Genomic DNA, 17,032 nt, shown 5'->3' with positions numbered 1-17,032 from the left:
ATTTGATAAAGCGACCATAAATTTAATCTAATTAACGCATTATGTACGCAATTGTAGAGATGGCAGGGCAGCAATTCAAAGTTGCAAAAGACCAGAAAGTGTACGTTCACCGTTTGCAAGAAGATGAAGGTAAAAAAGTTACTTTCGATAAAGTTCTTCTTTTGGAAGATGGTGGTAACGTAATCATTGGCGCCCCGGTCATAGAAGGTGCGGCTGTTGAGGCCAAAGTTGTAAAGCACCTTAAAGGAGATAAAGTAATTGTCTTCAAAAAGAAAAGACGTAAAGGTTTCAAAAAGAAAAACGGTCACAGACAATATTTGACTGAGATCGTTGTTGAAAGTATCTTGGCCAAAGGAGCAAAGAAAGCCGCTCCAGAAGCAAAAGCCAAAACTGAAGAAAAACCTGCTGCTGCGCCTAAGAAAGAAGTAGCCAAAAAAGAGGAAGCTCCTAAAAAGGAAGCTCCAAAGGCAACTGAAGATTTGAGTGCAAAAACGGTAGCTGAGTTGAGAGAGTTGGCCAAGGCTAAAGATATTTCCGGTTATTCTTCTATGAAGAAAGCTGAGTTGATTGAAGCGTTAAGTAAATAAGACACGAACTAAAATTTATATATTATGGCTCACAAGAAAGGTGTAGGTAGTTCAAAAAACGGTAGAGAATCAGAATCGAAACGCTTAGGTGTTAAGATTTTTGGTGGTCAGGCAGCAGTTGCTGGTAACATCATTGTTAGACAACGTGGTACCAAGCACAATCCTGGTGATAATGTTTACGCTGGTAAAGATCATACCTTGCATGCCAAGGTGGATGGTTTGGTTAAGTTTGAAAAGAAAGCAGGTGGAAAATCTTATGTTTCCATTGAGCCTTTCCAAGCGTAAGACCAAAAAATATATCATAATGAAGGCCTCGCAATAGCGGGGCTTTTCTTTTTTCCCCCTAACCGATTCGTAAAGGTTTATTAACCTAACGGTGATATTTGGGCGAACGTAATTGTGTTTCTTGAACCTTCTTTGCCAATTACGTTCAATGAGAACATTTTTTGGACCTTTTTTTCTTTTGATGATGTTGATGGTCCTCGTCCATAGCAATGGTTTGGCCCATCAAACTTCTATTGACATTACTTCTGCAAAAACTTCGGACCCTACCTATTTGGAGTTGCAAAAACAGTTGGAACTGTCCAAAAGCAAACCCAATTTTCCAAAGCAGATAGCCCAAAGTCATTTGGAACTGGGGGAATATTATCGCTCATTGGGGCTGTATTCCGAAGCTATGGAACAGTACAATAGAGCCTTGGAGCAAATCGGAACTGATTTTAATGACACCCTTTACATCACCCTGAACAATAATATAGGTAAGGTATATCTCTCCCAAAATAATTTTGAGCTGGCCGAACAGCACTTCACCGATACCATGAACACCACGGTGAATTTGGATTTTAGCAAGGGACAGGCAGAATCGATGGGCTTGCTGGGGGCTTGTTATGAAAAACAAGGGGAGTATGATAAAGCCTTGGCCTATCAAAAAGAAAGCCTGCTGCTATTTGAACAGTTGAATGACAAGCATGGGGTAGCCATGACCAATGAGAACATTGGTAGCATCTATGAGGATTTGGAAGAATTTGATTTGGCCTTCGAATATTTTTTTAAGGCCTATGAGTATGTAAAGGACAATAATACGGTCGAAGAAGTCAATGTGCTCAATAATTTGGGTGATAGCTATCGGAAAACAGGAAATTATACATTAGCGCTTGACTTTACTGGCAGAGCACAAAAAATTGCGGAGAAATTGAAGGATTTCCATCAATTGGAAAGTGCCCATAAAGACCTCTCCAAAGCCTATGCACTTATGGGTGATTTTGAAAATGCCCATGCCCAATTAATGGAGGCCGAAGCCTACAACAGTGCCATGCTCAAGGCACAGAATATCAATCAGCTGAATGTGCTTCAGACCATTTATGAGACCAATAAAAAGGAAGCGGAAATTCAATTGTTGAAGGAGCAGAACAAGGTCAGTGCCGCCAATCAGAACCTGTTGTGGGTGGCCTTGTTCGCCCTGGCTGCCATTCTCACCATTTTGTATAGCTATCTGGGCAGAAAACGTAAGGCGAAACTCAAAATACAGGAGTACAAGCAACGGATGTTGAAAGCCGAACTCGATAAAAAGGCCATTGAGGAAAAGAACCTTCAAAATGAGGTGCAACTCAAAACCGCATCATTATCTCGGTACAGCCTCCATCTTTCCCAGAAAAACAAAATCTTACTCGATTTAGCCAATACCCTTCGCAACATTGCTTCCCGAAGAAACATGGACACTTCGGAGAAAATAAAGGCCTTGGTCAAGGAGATAGATTTTAACCTTCAGCAAGAAGACGAATGGGACGAATTCATGAATTTTTTCAAGGAAATACACCCCGAGTTCATTAAAAAACTGTCTACACTATCAGATTCCAGTCTCTCCCCGGCCGAGCTTCGTTTGGGGATGTTACTGAGATTAAATCTTTCTTCCAAGGAGATTGCGTCCATTCTTCGGGTGACCCCAGACAGTGTTCGTGTGGCTCGACACCGACTTCGCAAGAAACTCCCTATAGATCAAAAAGATGAGTTGGTAAATTTTATGATAGAACTTTGACCCATTTTCATCCCAATTTTTGGAAAAGGTTAGCCCCATGTAAAACTAACGTAATTGTTGCCCTCTTGTTTCTGCTGTATAACCGATTTGTTTCCTTTTTGTTTCCCTTTAGTTTAAATCATAATGAGCTGATATACATAGTTTTGGACTGCATTCTAACTAGAACCAAAAAAGAACCAATGAACGCAAAGAAACTACTTTTTGTAACGCTTATTTTGATGTTTGGCTTTGTAAAAGCACAAGCCCAGACAGGCAATATCCAGGGAACCATTACCGATGAAAACGGGATATATGTTCCTGGGGCAAATGTTTATATCGAATCAATTTCCAAAGGTGCAATAACTGATTTTGATGGGAGATTTACCTTAGTGAGCATCCCCGAAGGGAGCTATACCCTAAAAATAACGTACATGGGTTATGCCGATGTGGAACAAGATGTGACCGTAACAGGTGGTCGTACAGCCGCAGTTAGTATTGTTTTGAACCCAAGCAATGTTGAACTGGATGAAGTTCAAGTGAGCGCATACGGACTTAGTGGTCAAGCCAAGGCGTTGAACACCCAACGTACCAATTTGAATATTACAAATGTCGTTTCCACGGACCAGATCGGGAAATTCCCAGATGCCAACATTGGAGATGCCGTAAAACGTATTCCTGGGATTACCATGCAGGTAGATCAAGGAGAAGCGAGGAACATCATTGTGCGTGGTTTATCTCCACAGTTGAACTCCGTAACCTTGAACGGCAGCCGTATTCCTTCCGCAGAATCGGATAACAGGAATGTGCAGATGGACTTGATTCCTTCCGATATGATCCAAACCATTGAAGTGAACAAGGCCGTAACGCCCGATATGGACGCGGACGCCTTGGGTGGTTCCGTGAATTTGGTAACTCGAACTGCACCGCAAGGATTCAGGGTTTCTGCCACTGCGGGATCGGGAATCAATTTTATTACGGATAAAAGAATTTGGAATGGTTCCCTTTTGGTGGGTGACCGAACCAATGATGGAAAATTTGGATACATGTTTTCCGCAACCATCAATGACAATGATTTCGGTTCCGATGATGTTGAGGCCGAATGGACTGATGAATTTGAATATTACACAGGTGAGGACGATGATGAAGGTGACCCCATTTTAGAAGAAGTTGATGTTGACCCTTACACCAACGTTACCGAGCAAAGAACCTATTTGGTACAACGGGTACGAAGAAGTTTTGCGGCCAATTTTGATTATCAAATCAATTCTGGGAACAATATTTACCTAAAAACCATGTACAACTGGAGGGATGATAGGGAGAGTCGTTTTAGATTGGAACAGGAAATTTTGGATGGTGAAGACATTGAGGCGGGCGATTTTACCGTAAGCAATGGAATGTTGACCCGTTTCCCTGCGGAAATCAAAAGACAGACCAAAGGAGGTATTGCCGGTGGTAGAAATAAAAACCGTCGTCTAGAGGACCAACGCATGCAAAACTATACCCTGGGTGGGAATCATTTGTTGGGCTCCTTAAAAATGGATTGGATGGCTTCTTATGCCAAAGCTTCCGAAGAACGTTTGAATGAGCGCTACGCAGAATACGAGTCTGAGTACATCGTGAACAATGACAACAGCAACCCAAGGTATCCCATCATGACAGCTGCTGATCCAGCCGATTTTAATGACATGGGCAATTTTGAATACGGAGAAATCACCAATGAAAACCAATATACTGAAGAAGAGGATATAAACTTCTTCGTGAATTTTGAATTGCCAGCCGATATTTTCGGTCAAGGTGATGGATCTGTGAAATTTGGAGCTAGAGGTCGATTTAAGACCAAGGAAAGAGACAATGATTTCTTTGAATATGACTTGGAGGATGCGTTCCCAACCTTGGGAGATGTTCCTATCAAAAATTACACTGATCCTGATTATTTGGCCGGACCAAAATACGAAGCAGGTAATTTTGCCAGTGAAGAGTGGTTGGGTGCGTTGGATTTGAACAGCTCCAACGGAGAAGCCTTGCCTGATGAATTCTTGCCTGGAAATTTTGAAGTCAAAGAAAATGTATTGGGTGCTTATGCCATGGTCAACCAAAAACTTACCAGCAATTTGAGTGTATTAGCAGGGGTTCGTGTGGAAAACACCAAATTGGAATCTGATGGAAACCGCGTCATCTACATTGAAGAAGACGAAGATAACGGTATTGAGGAAGGTATTGAGGTAGAACGTGTTTCTGATGAGAACTCCTATACCAACATCATGCCCGGTCTTCACTTTAAATATGATGTGGACACCAACACCATTTTGCGATTCGCTTGGACCAACACCTTGGCCCGACCAAATTATGCCGATTTGATTCCTAGATCAGAAATTGTGAATGAAGATGCAGAGGTGATTGTAGGTAACCCAGATTTGGACCCGACCACTTCCATGAACTTCGATTTAAATGCCGAACACTATTTTGAAAGTGTAGGGATTGTTTCAGGTGGACTTTTCTACAAAAGAATCAATGACTTTATCTATACCTATATCACAGAAGCTCCTGATGATACGTTTGGTTCTGGAACCACGGGCTATGATGTGTTCCAACCATTGAACGGGGATTCGGCTTCCATTTTTGGAGCTGAGGTATCCTTTCAGCGACAGTTGGATTTCTTGCCAGGCTTCGCCAGAAACTTTAGCATCTATTTAAACTATACCTACTTATCATCCAGTGCTGATGGTATCCGCAATGAGGACGGTGATGAGCGTACTGATTTGGACCTGCCAAACACCGCTCCCAACATGTTCAATGGGTCTTTGGGCTATGCTGATAAAAGGTTCAGTGCACGACTTTCAGCCAATTTCTCTGATTCCTATATCGATGAGATTGGTGGAAATGCTTTCGAAGATAGGTACTATGACACGCAATTCTTCTTGGATTTCAATGCCAGCTACGCTATCACCAACAACTTGAGGATTTATACCGATGTGAACAACATCACCAACCAGCCCCTACGGTATTTCCAAGGTGTAAAAGAGAGAACCCAACAAGCCGAATTTTACGATATCCGCTTTACTTTCGGGTTGAAGTACGATTTGTTCAGAAAATAATTTCAGGTAGTATTTTATATACTAAGTCATGATGAGTGCCCGTCCATAAAGGGCGGGTACTTGGAGTGACGAACCTTACAATACAGTTTTTAGTATGAAAACACGATATATCCCTTTTATTTTGGTGTTGGCCATTATGTCTTGCAAACAAGGCAACAAATTACCAGCCATAGCCCCCGATATCATCACAGAAAAGACACCCAACGATACTGATGACCCTGCGATTTGGATAAATCCTGAGGACCCATCAAAAAGTATTGTTTTTGGAACCGACAAGGAAACCAATGGTGGTGTTTATGCTTTTGATTTAGAGGGTAAAATCATCAGGGAAAAATCGATTACAGGCATTCAACGGCCCAACAATGTGGATTTGGAGTATGGTTTTCAATTGAATGATTCGGTTGCTGTGGATGTAATTGCTTTCACCGAAAGAGAGAAACAGCAAATTCGTTTGTTCTCTGTCCCAGATATGAAACCGCTGGATGGTGGCGGCTTTCCCGTGTTTGAAGATGAATCAGATGTTGAGCAGCGTTTGGCCATGGGCATCAGCCTATACAAATCCCCCAAAGATTCTTCGGTGTATGCTATTGTAGGTCGAAAAATTGGCCCAAGTGGTTCATATCTCTATCAGTATAAATTTGAATCGGACAGTACCGGCGTATCTGCCAATTTGATACGGAAGTTCGGAAGTTTTACCGGTGGAAAAGAGATTGAGGCCATAGCGGTGGACAACGAACTTGGTTTTGTATACTATTCAGATGAAGGTGAATGCATTAAAAAATACTACGCCGAACCTGAAATGGGCAATGAAGAATTGGCCTGTTTTGGAGGAGAACATTTCTTGGAAGATATTGAAGGCATTGCCATAGCTTCATATCCTAATGGTGAAGGCTATATTATTGTTTCCGACCAACAACGGGGACAGTTCAATATATTTTCTCGAAAGGACAACCAATTTATAAAGGCGGTAAATCTATCAACCATTGAGACCGATGGCTGCGAAGTGGTCACTGTTCCATTGAACGATACCTTTCCAAATGGACTTTTTGCTGCAATGAACGACCAAAAGGACTTTTATTTTTACGATTTGGGAAAATTGGGACTTAAAATGAACTGATTCTCTACAAGTCGCGGTTTTAGAGGTTATATTTGAGAGACATACCCTCGTTTTATGGCCTACAAGCATACCATTCGGAACCACGTGTACAGCTTTCCCGATTTAAAATCGGTGATGGCCAAGGCCAGTCCGTTCCGTACCGGGGATGCGCTTGCAGGCTTGGCCGCCGAAAGCAATCTGGAACGTATTGCAGCCCAATGTGTGCTCAGCGAACTTCCTTTAAAAGTATTTCTAAATGAAGCGTTGGTACCGTATGAAGAAGATGAGGTCACCCGACTCATTTATGATACTCATGATTCGCAGGCTTTTGAGGAAATTTCCGGATTTACCGTTGGCGATTTTCGGGATTGGTTGTTGACCCATGAGGTGGATACCCAAAAATTGACCCAAATTTCCAAAGGACTTACCCCAGAAATGGTAGCTTCGGTTTCCAAATTGATGCGCAATCAAGATTTGATAGCCGTGGCCCAAAAATGCGAGGTGATTACCCAATTTCGGAATACCATCGGCAAGAAAGGGCATCTTTCCGTTCGATTGCAGCCCAACCATCCTACGGATAGCATCAAAGGCATTGCCGCCAGCATGATGGACGGCTTACTCTATGGAAGCGGCGATGCGGTCATCGGAATTAATCCGGTTACCGATAGTGTGGACATTGTTGGCAATCAGCTAAAAATGATGGATGAAATCCGGATGCGGTTTGAGATTCCCACCCAAATTTGTGTGCTCTGTCATTTGACCACTTCGTTGGAATTGCTCAATGATGCTCCGGTTGATTTGGTGTTTCAATCCATTGGAGGAACCGAAAAAACAAATTCATCTTTTGGCATAAACCTGTCCATGATACAAGAAGCCTACGAAGGGGCTTTGGAACTCAATCGTGGGACCATCGGCCAAAACATCATGTATTTTGAAACCGGCCAAGGCTCGGCACTTTCAGCGAATGCCCATTGGAATTTGGACCAGCAAACCTGTGAGGTTCGCGCCTATGCGGTGGCCAGACATTTTAATCCTTTATTGGTAAACTCTGTGGTAGGTTTTATCGGTCCTGAATATTTGTTCGATGGGAAACAGATTACCCGTGCCGGACTAGAAGACCATTTCTGCGGAAAACTGATGGGACTGCCCATGGGCATGGATGTGTGCTATACCAACCATGCCGAAGCAGACCAAGATGATATGGACAATCTAATGACGCTCTTGGGTGTAGCCGGATGTAATTTTATCATGGGGGTACCAGGTTCTGATGATGTTATGCTGAATTATCAAACCACCTCGTTCCATGATGCACTTTATTTGAGGAAAGTATTGAACAAAAAACCAGCTCCTGAGTTTGAAGCTTGGTTGGTGAAAATGGGTATTATGGACAGTTCGGGAAATCGAATTCCAATATCTGATTCACATCGTTTGCTAAACAGTATGCCATGAGCGAAAAGGAGGGCAGCTTGGTAAAAAAAGATGGTTGGGATAACCTTAGTGCCTATACCAATGCCCGAATCGCGCTGGGCAGTGTGGGAAATAGCATCCCCTTAAAGGAAGTGTTGCAATTTAAGTTGGCCCACGCCCATGCCAAGGATGCCATTTACACCGAATTGGACGTTTCCCTTTTGGAAAATGAAATTCGGTCTTTGGGCTTTCCGGTTTGGAAGGTGCAGAGTAAGGTTCAAAACAGGGAAGAATACCTAAAACGACCGGATCTTGGTCGGGTTTTGAGCGAGGCTTCAGAACAGTTGCTGCAAAATGCCGATCAAACATTGGATATTGTTTTTATTCTGGCGGATGGACTATCGGCTGAGGCTGTCAACACCAATGCTATTCCGCTTTTAAAAGAAGCCCTGCCTCATCTCGATTCAAAATACAAGATGGGTTTTGTGTTGGCCACGCATGCTCGAGTGGCTTTGGGAGATGCAATCGGAACCCAACTGAATTCCAAATTTACCGCTGTGTTAATTGGGGAGCGCCCCGGGCTTTCTTCCCCAGAGAGTATGGGAATTTATACGACCTACGCCCCAAGCAAGGGATTGACCGATGAGCGTAGAAATTGTATTTCCAATATTCATAAAAACGGACTGAATCCTAAACAAGGTGCCATGCTCTTAAACTATTTGATTCAACACTCCTTTGCAAAGCAAATCAGCGGTGTAGGACTCAAAATCAATTTGAAGGACCTGCTTGAAAAAGAGTGAGTTAAAACTGTAATTTTCGTTTTCGAGCCGTAATTTCCCAAGAATCTGCCTTTGTTCCATTTTCAATTACAGAAACCTCATCATGTAAATTAATGGTTGGACAAATATGGTACGGAACGCCGTAAAAGACATCTCCAACCTTAATTGAATCCCAATCCGCAACTTTTAGTACCCCGTGTTCTTCACTTTGCGAAAGCAGTTCGTAGTTATCAAGATTCAGGAATTTTATGCGTTTGTCAATAGGATTTTCGGCGGCCACTGATTTATGACCCATATCCACCGTAACAATTCCCTCCGTAGGTTTTGAGATGACTCGGGTCACCAAAAGCGCAGCATATTTGAATTGCTGCTCGGACAATTTTTCACCATATCCCCAATCCCAAAGCACACAAGTGCCAGGACTAGTGACCCGGTCTTTTTGCAATCGATGAGAAGTAAATGAAGGTGTCCCCCCGCAAATCATTTGGATATTGGGATGGTTTTCTTTCAGCGTATTGAAACAGGTGGTCACTTTTTCAAGTCCAGCTTCAATCTTGTCATTCCGAAGCGAAAAATCACTGTCGCGAAGATGACCATCGTACACATGAAAGCCTTGAAGCTGTATGGATTCACAGCCCTCCATAAAATCCAAAAGTGCATTTAGTTCCTTGCCCACTTTTATCCCTGAACGGTCCATTCCGTTGTTGATGTCGAAATAAATGTTGGCAGTCATGGATTTTTGAAGGGCTTTCTCATTCAACAATCGGGCAGAATCCACATTATCAATGATGGTTGAAAAACTGGTTGATGGAAAATGAATCATCAAATCAAGAAAACGGTCAACTTTAGGACCAACCAATTGATGCGCAATTAAAACGGAATCGGCTCCCGCTTCGGCTGCAATTTCAGCTTCGGCAATGGTGGAGGCTTTAAAATTTGAAATTCCCGATTGTAAGAGCTGTTGCATCACCTTTGGCATTTTATTGGTTTTGATGTGGGGCATTAACCGCTCCGCATCTCCATTGACTAAGGAAAGCATTTCTTGGATATTGAATTTTAAATGATCAAGATAAAGTGCAATGGAGGGAGAATCTACGGTCTCCACGTTTTTGATTTCATACCAATCTTTGCCCATTTTCAGTGCTATTTGTTTCAGTTTTGGTTTGGGAAACAATGTAGTCATTTGAGCGGAAATTGAAGTCGATTCCGCCTGAAATTGAACTTTTAAATGGAAACTCCAAAAACAAGAACAGAGGATGTTAATTGCTTTTCGTAGCTTTAAGAATATTAACCATAAATCTTGAAATCATGAAAAAATTCACAACCTGTTTGCTGTTATCTTCAGCTATTTTGTTCTCAAGCTGTTTGGGATCTTTTAAGGCGTTCAACAATCTTAAGGATTGGAACCAAGGCGCCACCAACAGTAAATTTCTGGACAACTTAATTTTTTGGGGATTGAACATTGTTCCTGTTTACGGACTGTTCTTTCTTGGTGATGTATTAATTTTCAACGTTATCGAGTTTTGGTCTGGATCTAATCCGATTGCGATGAAACCCGGTGAATCCGAGACCCAAATGGTAGAACACGAAGGAAACACCTATAAAATGGTGGCTACACAAAACCGCATTCAGGTTACCGTGGTTGAGGGACCAAAGAAGGGCAAGAAATTGGAATTGTTCTATAAGCCCGATGAAAAATCTTGGAATGCCATTCGCCCTAATGGGGAGATCATTAAACTATCGTCTTTTGAGGAAGGCTTCTACATTGTTTACATGCCCAATGGTGAAGAAGTTAAAATCGACCCGATGAGCACTCGCGAAGAAGGTTTGGCCATTCTAAAGGAAAACAAGACTTGTTATTATTCCCAAGGTCTTTTGGCGGATTAAAACTGAAAACCGACAAAAAAACCCATGGTGTTTGCCATGGGTTTTTTATTTATATGAAAAATTGATTTTCTAGTATCTGTAATAATCTGGTTTAAATGGGCCATTGACTTCCACCCCAATATATTCGGCTTGGTCTTCCTTAAGCTCGGTGAGCTCAGCACCCAAACGGGCCAAATGCAATTGGGCCACTTTTTCATCCAAATGCTTGGGAAGCATATACACTTCATTCTCATATTTGTCACTATGGTTCCAAAGCTCAATCTGAGCCAAGGTTTGGTTAGTGAACGAGTTACTCATCACAAAACTTGGATGCCCAGTGGCACAGCCTAAGTTTACCAATCGACCTTCGGCCAAAATAACCAAATCCTTACCATCAATAGTATATTTATCTACCTGCGGCTTAATTTCATCCTTGGTATTCCCGTAGTTTTTGTTCAACCAAGCCATATCGATTTCATTGTCGAAATGTCCAATGTTGCACACAATGGCCTTGTCCTTTAGGGCACGGAAATGTTCTTCACGGATGATATCCTTGTTTCCGGTTGCAGTGATTACCACATCGGCATTGGCAATTACAGTCTCCAATTTTTTCACTTCATATCCGTCCATACAGGCCTGAAGTGCACAAATAGGATCAATTTCGGTAACGGTAACAATCGCACCCGCTCCTCGGAACGAAGCAGCAGTTCCTTTTCCAACGTCACCATATCCGGCAACTACAACACGTTTCCCGGCCAACATGGTATCGGTGGCCCTTCGGATGGCATCTACAGCACTTTCACGACAACCATATTTGTTATCGAATTTGGATTTGGTCACGGAGTCGTTCACGTTGATAGCAGGCATGGGAAGCGTGCCTTTTTTCATACGTTCGTACAAACGGTGTACTCCTGTGGTGGTTTCTTCAGAAAGACCTTTGATTCCAGCTGCCAACTCAGGATAGGTATCCAAAACCATATTGGTCAAATCCCCACCATCATCCAAAATCATGTTCAAAGGTTTACGGTCCTCACCAAAGAAAAGGGTTTGCTCAATGCACCAATCAAATTCCTGCTCGTTCATCCCTTTCCAGGCATATACAGGAATTCCAGCAGCAGCGATAGCAGCCGCAGCATGGTCTTGGGTTGAGAAAATATTGCAGGAACTCCAGGTTACTTCGGCACCAAGAGCGACCAAGGTTTCAATCAATACCGCAGTTTGAATGGTCATATGCAGACAACCGGCAATTCGAGCACCTTTAAGGGGCTGTTCCTTACCGTATTCCTCACGCAATGCCATTAATCCGGGCATTTCGGCCTCGGCAAGCTCAATCTCTTTTCTTCCCCAATTGGCCAGGGAAATATCCTTAACCTTGTAAGGTACATACGGAATTGTCTTTGTGCTCATATCTTTATCTAAATTTACTTTTGTAGCTTCGCTTTTATAGTGCGACAAAGATACAAATTCGCTTAACTTTTGGCCATGCCCATTTACAAAACCATAACAGTTTCCCCCACCACATCGGTCTATATTTGGAAGGTTGAAGAACCCGAGCAGGATTTGGCCGTTGGAATTGAGCTGACGCCCCATTGCCAAAACCGTATGGATGGCATGAAATCGGAAGATCATAGAAGAGCTTTTCTGAGCATCAGGCACTTACTGGCCGAAGCCGGATATGTGGACCATGATTTATTTTATGATGATTTTGGGAAGCCGCATTTAAAGGATGGGAACCATATTTCCATCACGCACTCCCACAATTTTACAGGGATTATTGTGAGCGAAACTGATGAGGTTGGTATTGATATAGAGATGCAACGGGGTAAAATCCTTCGGATAGCCCACAAATTTACCCCCATTGAAGAATATAAAACCTTGGCCAATACCGAGGCACTTATCCGGAAATTGACCATTGTTTGGGGTGCCAAAGAATCGCTTTACAAAATCTATGCACAACAGGGATTAAGTTTTTTACGGCATATTGATGTGATGGATTTTACCTTTGAGGACACCCGTACCTTGGCCGAAATTCTATACAAGGGTAAAAAATCACAATATGAAGTTGAATTTTTGGAATTTGAAGGCTTCACCTGCGTATATGCCCTTAAAATGATGGGGGGATGACGATTCCTTTTTGTAGTTTTGCCCCTGAAATTTACGCATAGCCCATGAACATTTCCGTTGAACTTACCCTTACCCCTCTTCAAGATAATTTTGAGCCCCCAATCATTGATTTTATCAAAAAATTGCGTGCTTCCGGGCTCACGGTTTTGGAAAATCCGTTGAGTACCCAAGTGTATGGGGAGTACGATAAGGTCATGGATTTGCTTCAAACAGAGATAAAGGAAACTTTTGAAAATTTGGACCATGTGGTATTGGCTATGAAAATGGTAAAATCCGACCGAAGCGACTATGAACCCCATTTTTGATTTCTTCCTTGGGCCCTACGAAGATCGGGAGATGTCCCTGGTCATTTTGGAGGCCACTGCCTTTTTCTTTGGAATAGCCAGTGTGGTCTATGCCAAGCGGGAGGATATTATGGTCTACCCTACGGGATTGGTCGCCACCGCCATAACCACTTATATTTTCTTTGTTGACCGGCTTTTGGGGGATATGATGATGAACTTCTACTTTTCCATAATGAGTATTTATGGATGGTGGAACTGGGCCCGAAGAAAAAATAACCGCGAGTTTGTGGTGAAAATTTCCAGAACAGACAAAAGGGAAAAGTGGATAGGATTTGGTCTGTTTCTGCTTACGTTATTGGTCACATTTGGCGTTTACAAAGCATTTGGAGCAGAAATCAAGCCCACCAACTATGTGGACATTCTTACTTCTGGAATATTTTTTACGGGAATGTGGTACATGGCCAACAAAAAACTGGAAAACTGGACCCTTTGGATCATAGGGGATATAATCACTGTGCCATTGTACGCATATAGGGGGTGGGGCATGTTCTCATTGCAATACCTTATCTTCACCGTACTGGCCATTCAGGGATATTTAGCATGGAAGAAAGACTTGGACAAGACCCTACAAATCTCATCAAAGTAGTCCTTTTTGGACCAGAATCCACCGGAAAGACCACCCTATCAAAGGAACTGGCAGAGCATTACCAAACAGAATGGGTCCCGGAATATGCCCGGGAATATCTTCAAGACAAATGGGACCGCGAACACAAGACCTGCGAACCCAAAGATTTGGTGCCCATAGCCTATGGTCAGATGAAATTAGAGAATGAATTGGCCAAAAGTGCCAATAAAATTCTCATTTGTGATACTGATCTTTTAGAGACTAAAGTATATTCAGAAGCATATTATTTAGGTTCCTGTGACCCTGTATTGGAGAAGTATGCCTTGCAGAATACATATGACCTCTATCTACTGACCTATATTGATACACCTTGGGAGGCTGACGACCTTAGGGACAAGCCCAATGAACGAGAACGAATGTTTACGTATTTCAAGGAAACTTTGGAAAAATATCACAGGAATTTTATTATTTTAAAGGGAGATAAAACATCTCGGCTTTCAACAGCAATAAAACACATTGATAAACTTCTCCATAACATGATCGACTTAAGTCCAAAAGACTTGGAACAACTGGAAAGCAAAGGTATTTCCAAAGAAAAAGTGGCCCGCCAAATAGAAACCTTCAAAGAAGGAATCCCGTTTGTGGATTTGGTAAAGGCCGCCGTTGTCTCCAATGGTATCCTCCGGTTTTCAGACCAAGAACAAGAGGAACTCATCCAATATTTTGAAAATTCACGGGGCAATCTGGACCTCTTAAAATTTGTCCCAGCCTCTGGTGCCGCATCCCGAATGTTCAAGGCCATGTTCAATTTTGTGGACTCCTATGACCCTTCCAAAGAGTCACTTTCAGCCTATATTGAAAGAACTGGTGACTCCGATGTCAAGAAATTTACGGAGCAAATGCCCAAGTTGCCTTTCTATGATTTGATCATGGGGCGAATCAAGGGTAAAGCAGCCAACAAGGATGAAGAAGCGTATCTTTTTGTGAAGGAAATGCTGATGGAAGACGGGCTCAACTATGGGTTTTATCCTAAAGGATTATTGCCATTCCACCAATATGATTCAGGCAGTGCCACTCCATTTGAAGAACATTTAAAGGAAGCTGCCCTATATGCCAAAACTGATGGTAAAGCCAATCTTCACTTTACGGTTTCGGAGCAGCATGATGAGATGTTCGCAGAGGAAGAATCCAAAGTAGCTCCAAAAATTTCAAAATCCACGGATACGGAATTCGCAATCTCGTATTCCAACCAAAAACCATCCACGGATACCATTGCGGTGGATATGGAGAATCAACCTTTTAAGAACAGTGATGGTTCCATTTTGTTCAGGCCCGGAGGGCATGGTGCGTTAATTGAAAACCTGAACGACCAAGATGCCGATATCATTTTCATCAAAAACATTGATAATGTGGTGATTGATAAAAATTTGGAAGCCGTGGCCAATAGCAAAAAAATGTTGGCCGGAGTACTGAAAATGGTTCAAGATAGGGCCTTTACCTATGCAAAGCAGCTGGAAGAAGGAGGTATTTCCCCGGAAGCAGCTGACCAAATCAAGGCCTTTTTGGAAAAGGACCTTAATGTACGGATGCCCAAAAATTATAATGAGTTGTCCGTTGATGAGCAGCTCTCAATTTTGAAGGACAGAATAAACAGGCCTATTCGAATCTGTGGAATGGTCAAAAATGAAGGGGAGCCCGGAGGTGGACCTTTTTGGATAAAGGATGGAGAGGGGTATATTTCGCTTCAAATCATTGAGTCCGCACAAATTGATATGTCCAACGAAGAACAGGCGGACCTTTTAAAGAATTCAACCCATTTTAATCCTGTTGATTTGGTTTGCGGAGTGCGTAATTATAAAGGGGAAAAATACAACCTTTTGGATTTTGTGGATGAGAAACAAGGATTCATCACAGGCAAAACCCAAGAAGGCAAGGAATTAAAGGCATTGGAACTTCCCGGCCTTTGGAATGGGGCCATGGCCTTTTGGAACACCATTTTTGTAGAGGTGCCTCTAGTGACCTTCAATCCAGTGAAAACAGTCAACGATCTTTTAAAGCCGACGCATCAGGCTTAAAAAATTGAATCACAATTAGTTAAAATCCGCTCTCTGAAAAGGGCGGATTTTTTTGTCTCTTTTTGTGACCTTATCAAAAAGATGGTGTCAAAAGAGAAAGAGCATCCCACTAAAATGTGGGGTTGGCTACAAATAACCCGTACCGGTTATTTGGAATTAGGTTGGTTGATTTGGTAAGAAGGCCGTACACTCGTGCGGCTTTCTTAAAATTAAACGCATCCTAAGAATGAAACTGAACAACAATGGTGTACAAAATAATCCTATTCCTAAACATAATTTCATTGACCATTGTCATTTACCTCTTGGCATCATACATAAGAAATAATGCAAGGGACAGGAATCAACACGAGAACCAGGATGATGCTATTCAATAAACACTAATCATGCATTTTCCACTATGCCAATCTTGTTCATAATCTTTTTCCTTGGGATTATGATTTGGCATCGAGAGGCTGCTTCGGCAGCCTTTCTTGTGTAAAAAATATACAGTTGTGTACTTCGGTTACACACTTTTACACAATCTGTAAATTCCAGCATATTTTGTAAATAACACATTATCAATAAGTTGATTCAATTTTTGAAGTACTAAAAATTCTGGCACTGGTTTTTCATATAGTTAGTCAAGTTTAACAGTTAAAAATCATATACCATGAAAAATCTAGTTTTAGCAACCGTATTATCATTTGCAGGATTCACAGCTTTTGCGAGCGTACAAACTCCAGAGTTGAATGTAGATAAAGCAACCGTAATCACCTTAGGGGATTTTGAGGAAATCAATGTTTCTGACCTTCCTGAGGCCGTAACAACAGCTGTGTCAACCAATTACCCCACTGCCAAGGTTGACAAAGCATACAAAAACGATAAAGACCAATATAAATTGGAACTTGCGTTAGAAGATGGTACCAAAGGTACTGTGTATGCTGATGCTGAAGGCAACTGGATTGACATGTAATAGTTTTCGATACCGTGTTAGGTTAGTTAGTTTGGTTAGAAAGGGCTGCACTTGCAGCCCTTTCTTTTTGTGATAATTTTATAAAAGTAGCGGAGTCTCGAAAGGTGCTGGCATCGTATATTAGATTA

At 42.1% G+C, this 17,032-nt stretch carries 15 protein-coding genes; 13 read left to right on the top strand and 2 right to left on the bottom strand.

Features of this window, described 5'->3' with window-relative positions; translation table 11 throughout:
• Positions 1-41: 41 nt before the first annotated feature.
• The 7 genes from rplU to eutC all read left to right on the top strand — a co-directional run bounded on the left by rplU (position 42) and on the right by eutC (position 8,999).
• Positions 42-587 carry a 50S ribosomal protein L21 gene (rplU, locus tag ACFSJE_RS08870; RefSeq protein WP_379830634.1) on the top strand — a complete coding sequence of 182 codons (546 nt, stop codon included), beginning with the start codon at positions 42-44 and terminating at the stop codon, positions 585-587.
• 24 nt (positions 588-611) lie between these two features.
• Positions 612-872, top strand: coding sequence for a 50S ribosomal protein L27 (gene rpmA / locus ACFSJE_RS08865; protein WP_379830633.1), 261 nt, complete (start codon positions 612-614; stop codon positions 870-872).
• Between the two features lie 148 nt (positions 873-1,020).
• The gene (locus ACFSJE_RS08860; RefSeq protein ID WP_379830632.1) at positions 1,021-2,622 is read left to right on the top strand and encodes a tetratricopeptide repeat protein; all 1,602 of its coding nucleotides are present in this window, start codon (positions 1,021-1,023) and stop codon (positions 2,620-2,622) included.
• A 179-nt stretch (positions 2,623-2,801) separates the two neighbouring features.
• Positions 2,802-5,696 carry a TonB-dependent receptor gene (locus tag ACFSJE_RS08855; protein ID WP_379830631.1) on the top strand — a complete coding sequence of 965 codons (2,895 nt, stop codon included), beginning with the start codon at positions 2,802-2,804 and terminating at the stop codon, positions 5,694-5,696.
• 94 nt (positions 5,697-5,790) lie between these two features.
• Positions 5,791-6,813 (top strand): phytase, encoded by a 1,023-nt coding sequence (locus ACFSJE_RS08850; protein ID WP_379830630.1) that lies wholly within the window; start codon positions 5,791-5,793, stop codon positions 6,811-6,813.
• Positions 6,814-6,867: 54 nt separating this feature from the next.
• A complete protein-coding gene (locus ACFSJE_RS08845) occupies positions 6,868-8,241 on the top strand; it encodes an ethanolamine ammonia-lyase subunit EutB (protein ID WP_379830629.1) in 1,374 nt (457 codons plus the stop codon).
• Complete coding sequence (gene eutC / locus ACFSJE_RS08840; protein ID WP_379830628.1) at positions 8,238-8,999, top strand: ethanolamine ammonia-lyase subunit EutC; 762 nt, start codon at positions 8,238-8,240, stop codon at positions 8,997-8,999. The genes ACFSJE_RS08845 and eutC overlap by 4 nt, the downstream gene beginning before the upstream one ends.
• Position 9,000: 1 nt before the next feature.
• Here the strand turns inward: eutC and ACFSJE_RS08835 are convergent, their stop codons facing one another.
• Entirely contained in the window at positions 9,001-10,161 is a 1,161-nt protein-coding gene (locus tag ACFSJE_RS08835) for an alanine racemase (protein WP_379830627.1), read from the bottom strand.
• Positions 10,162-10,286: 125 nt separating this feature from the next.
• On the opposite strand from ACFSJE_RS08835, the gene ACFSJE_RS08830 reads away from it, so the two are divergent.
• Positions 10,287-10,865: a DUF3332 domain-containing protein gene (locus ACFSJE_RS08830; RefSeq protein ID WP_379830626.1), complete on the top strand. Its 579-nt coding sequence runs from the start codon at positions 10,287-10,289 to the stop codon at positions 10,863-10,865.
• Positions 10,866-10,934: 69 nt separating this feature from the next.
• On the opposite strand, the gene ahcY is transcribed toward ACFSJE_RS08830, so the two are convergent.
• A complete protein-coding gene (gene ahcY / locus ACFSJE_RS08825; RefSeq protein ID WP_379830625.1) occupies positions 10,935-12,251 on the bottom strand; it encodes an adenosylhomocysteinase in 1,317 nt (438 codons plus the stop codon).
• Positions 12,252-12,326: 75 nt separating this feature from the next.
• On the opposite strand from ahcY, the gene ACFSJE_RS08820 reads away from it, so the two are divergent.
• From ACFSJE_RS08820 to ACFSJE_RS08800, 5 genes are all read left to right on the top strand, one after another.
• Positions 12,327-12,968 (top strand): 4'-phosphopantetheinyl transferase family protein, encoded by a 642-nt coding sequence (locus ACFSJE_RS08820; RefSeq protein ID WP_379830624.1) that lies wholly within the window; start codon positions 12,327-12,329, stop codon positions 12,966-12,968.
• Between the two features lie 44 nt (positions 12,969-13,012).
• Complete coding sequence (locus ACFSJE_RS08815) at positions 13,013-13,273, top strand: YkoF family thiamine/hydroxymethylpyrimidine-binding protein (RefSeq protein ID WP_379830623.1); 261 nt, start codon at positions 13,013-13,015, stop codon at positions 13,271-13,273.
• Positions 13,257-13,898 carry a nicotinamide riboside transporter PnuC gene (pnuC, locus tag ACFSJE_RS08810; protein ID WP_379830622.1) on the top strand — a complete coding sequence of 214 codons (642 nt, stop codon included), beginning with the start codon at positions 13,257-13,259 and terminating at the stop codon, positions 13,896-13,898. The genes ACFSJE_RS08815 and pnuC overlap by 17 nt, the downstream gene beginning before the upstream one ends.
• Complete coding sequence (locus tag ACFSJE_RS08805) at positions 13,853-15,952, top strand: DUF4301 family protein (RefSeq protein WP_379830621.1); 2,100 nt, start codon at positions 13,853-13,855, stop codon at positions 15,950-15,952. Before pnuC ends, ACFSJE_RS08805 begins: the two co-directional genes overlap by 46 nt.
• A gap of 649 nt (positions 15,953-16,601) precedes the next feature.
• Positions 16,602-16,904, top strand: a complete 303-nt coding sequence (locus tag ACFSJE_RS08800) for a hypothetical protein (protein WP_379830620.1) — start codon at positions 16,602-16,604, stop codon at positions 16,902-16,904.
• The last annotated feature ends 128 nt before the right edge of the window (positions 16,905-17,032 follow it).

Origin of the sequence: Flagellimonas iocasae (genome assembly GCF_042682725.1) — a bacterium.
Lineage (GTDB): Bacteria > Bacteroidota > Bacteroidia > Flavobacteriales > Flavobacteriaceae > Flagellimonas > Flagellimonas iocasae.
The sequence above is the reverse complement of the archived record's forward strand: the minus strand, read 5'-3'. Positions and strand labels throughout refer to the sequence as shown.